This window comes from Motiliproteus sediminis, assembly GCF_017912535.1.
Taxonomy (GTDB): Bacteria; Pseudomonadota; Gammaproteobacteria; order Pseudomonadales; family Balneatricaceae; genus Motiliproteus; species Motiliproteus sediminis.
Window position 1 is genome coordinate 1 of sequence record NZ_JAERQK010000020.1, and the last position, 3,327, is coordinate 3,327.

At 51.9% G+C, this 3,327-nt stretch carries 2 rRNA genes; both read right to left on the reverse strand.

What is annotated here, in order from left to right:
- Positions 1-44: 44 nt before the first annotated feature.
- Positions 45-160 (reverse strand): 5S ribosomal RNA (gene rrf / locus JJQ76_RS17775).
- 136 nt (positions 161-296) lie between these two features.
- Positions 297-3,184: ribosomal RNA gene (locus JJQ76_RS17780) — 23S ribosomal RNA — on the reverse strand.
- Between the last annotated feature and the right edge of the window lie 143 nt (positions 3,185-3,327).

A 3,327-nucleotide genomic window follows, 5' to 3' on the forward strand; every position in this document is an offset into this window, starting at 1 on the left:
AAAAAAGGCCCCAGTCGCATGACTGGGGCCTTCTCGTATTAGGCGCTTGGCGATGACCTACTCTCACATGGGGAAGCCCCACACTACCATCGGCGCTGAGTCGTTTCACTTCGGAGTTCGGTATGGGGTCCGGTGGTTCCAACTCGCTATGGTCGCCAAGCAAAAAAGGTAAGCAGAAATGTGATCATTATTGAGTCTTGATAACCCAATACGTGATGTTGAATCTGTTCTTGCGCCAATCGTCTATCTGGCTTGGTTCGTATCAGTGCCTTATCCAAACACCGCTTTGGTGTTATATGGTCAAGCCGCACGAGCAATTAGTACTGGTTAGCTCAACGCCTCACAGCGCTTACACACCCAGCCTATCAACGTCCTGGTCTTGAACGGCTCTTTAGTGGACTCAAGGTCCAAGTGAGATCTCATCTTGAAGGAGGCTTCCCGCTTAGATGCTTTCAGCGGTTATCCCGTCCGAACGTAGCTACCGGGCAGTGCCATTGGCATGACAACCCGAACACCAGTGGTTCGTCCACTCCGGTCCTCTCGTACTAGGAGCAGCTCTTCTCAAATCTCAAACGCCCACGGCAGATAGGGACCGAACTGTCTCACGACGTTCTAAACCCAGCTCGCGTACCACTTTAAATGGCGAACAGCCATACCCTTGGGACCGGCTTCAGCCCCAGGATGTGATGAGCCGACATCGAGGTGCCAAACACCGCCGTCGATGTGAACTCTTGGGCGGTATCAGCCTGTTATCCCCGGAGTACCTTTTATCCGTTGAGCGATGGCCCTTCCATACAGAACCACCGGATCACTAAGACCTACTTTCGTACCTGCTCGACGTGTCTGTCTCGCAGTTAAGCACCCTTATGCCTTTGCACTCATTGCATGATTTCCGACCATGCTGAGGGTACCTTCGTGCTCCTCCGTTACTCTTTGGGAGGAGACCGCCCCAGTCAAACTACCCACCACACACTGTCCCCGATCCGGATAACGGACCTGGGTTAGAACCTCAAACATACCAGGCTGGTATTTCAAGATCGGCTCCACCATGGCTAGCGCCACGGCTTCAAAGCCTCCCAGCTATCCTACACAAGTAGGTTCAAAGTTCAGTGTGAAGCTGTAGTAAAGGTTCACGGGGTCTTTCCGTCTAGCCGCGGGAACGCTGCATCTTAACAGCGAGTTCAATTTCACTGAGTCTCGGGTGGAGACAGTGTGGCCATCGTTACGCCATTCGTGCAGGTCGGAACTTACCCGACAAGGAATTTCGCTACCTTAGGACCGTTATAGTTACGGCCGCCGTTTACCGGGGCTTCGATCAAGAGCTTCGCCGAAGCTAACCCCATCAATTAACCTTCCGGCACCGGGCAGGCGTCACACCCTATACGTCCTCTTTCGAGTTTGCAGAGTGCTGTGTTTTTAATAAACAGTCGCAGCCACCATTTCACTTCGACCGGCCTCAGCTTAGGGAGCAAGTCCCATCACCAAAACCGGCGTACCTTCTCCCGAAGTTACGGTACCATTTTGCCTAGTTCCTTCACCCGAGTTCTCTCAAGCGCCTTGGTATTCTCTACCTGACCACCTGTGTCGGTTTGGGGTACGGTCTCAAATAAGCTGAAGCTTAGAGGATTTTCCTGGAAGCATGGTATCAACCACTTCGTCCAAAAGAGGACTCGTATTCGGATCTCAGTCTTAGGTGTCCGGATTTGCCTAAACACCCAACCTACATCCTTAAACCGGGACAACCAACGCCCGGATGGCCTAACCTTCTCCGTCCCCCCATCGCACTTACTTGAGGTGCAGGAATATTAACCTGCTTCCCATCGACTACGCATTTCTGCCTCGCCTTAGGGGCCGACTCACCCTGCCCTGATTAGCATTGGACAGGAAACCTTGGTCTTCCGGCGGGGGTGTTTTTCACACCCCTTATCGTTACTCATGTCAGCATTCGCACTTCTGATACCTCCACGGTGCCTCCCGGCTTCCGCTTCAACGGCTTACAGAACGCTCCTCTACCATGCGCTTACGCGCATCCGCAGCTTCGGTGTACAGTTTTAGCCCCGTTATATCTTCCGCGCAGGCCGACTCGACTAGTGAGCTATTACGCTTTCTTTAAAGGGTGGCTGCTTCTAAGCCAACCTCCTAGCTGTCTGAGCCTTCCCACATCGTTTCCCACTTAACTGTAACTTTGGGACCTTAGCTGGCGGTCTGGGTTGTTTCCCTTTTGACGACGGACGTTAGCACCCGCCGTCTGTCTCCCGTGATTGCACTCTTGGGTATTCGGAGTTTGCATCGGGTTGGTAAGTCGGGATGACCCCCTAGCCGAAACAGTGCTCTACCCCCCAAGGTGAGACACGAGGCGCTACCTAAATAGCTTTCGAGGAGAACCAGCTATCTCCGAGCTTGATTAGCCTTTCACTCCGACCCACAAGTCATCCCCTAACTTTTCAACGTTAGTGGGTTCGGTCCTCCAGTTGATGTTACTCAACCTTCAACCTGCTCATGGGTAGATCGCTCGGTTTCGGGTCTATTCCCAGCAACTTGACGCCCTATTAAGACTCGGTTTCCCTACGCCTCCCCTACACGGTTAAGCTTGCTACTGAAAATAAGTCGCTGACCCATTATACAAAAGGTACGCAGTCACCGTCCGAAAACGGCTCCCACTGCTTGTACGTACACGGTTTCAGGGTCTATTTCACTCCCCTCACAGGGGTTCTTTTCGCCTTTCCCTCACGGTACTGGTTCACTATCGGTCAGTCAGGAGTATTTAGCCTTGGAGGATGGTCCCCCCATATTCAGACAAGGTTTCTCGTGCCCCGTCCTACTCGATTTCACGTTAAGAGCCTTTTCGCATACGGGGCTATCACCCACTATGGCCACACTTTCCAGAGTGTTCTGCTAAAACTCAAAACGCTTAAGGGCTGCTCCCCGTTCGCTCGCCGCTACTGAGGGAATCTCGGTTGATTTCTTTTCCTCCGGGTACTTAGATGTTTCAGTTCCCCGGGTTCGCCTCCTACACCTATGTATTCAGTGCAGGATACCCAGCTTACACTGGGTGGGTTTCCCCATTCGGAAATGCTCGGATCAAAAGTTGTTTGCCACTTCCCCGAGCCTTATCGCAGGCTACAACGTCCTTCATCGCCTCTGACTGCCTAGGCATCCACCGTGCACGCTTAGTCACTTGACCATATAACCCAAAACAGTGTTTCAGATCAGTCTCGCAACCAATACGAACAATAATTTATCGCCAGATAAACGCTTGATTGAACGCAAAATTGAACAGATTCAATTTACTTACAATCACATTTCCACTTTGTTAAAGAGCGTGTT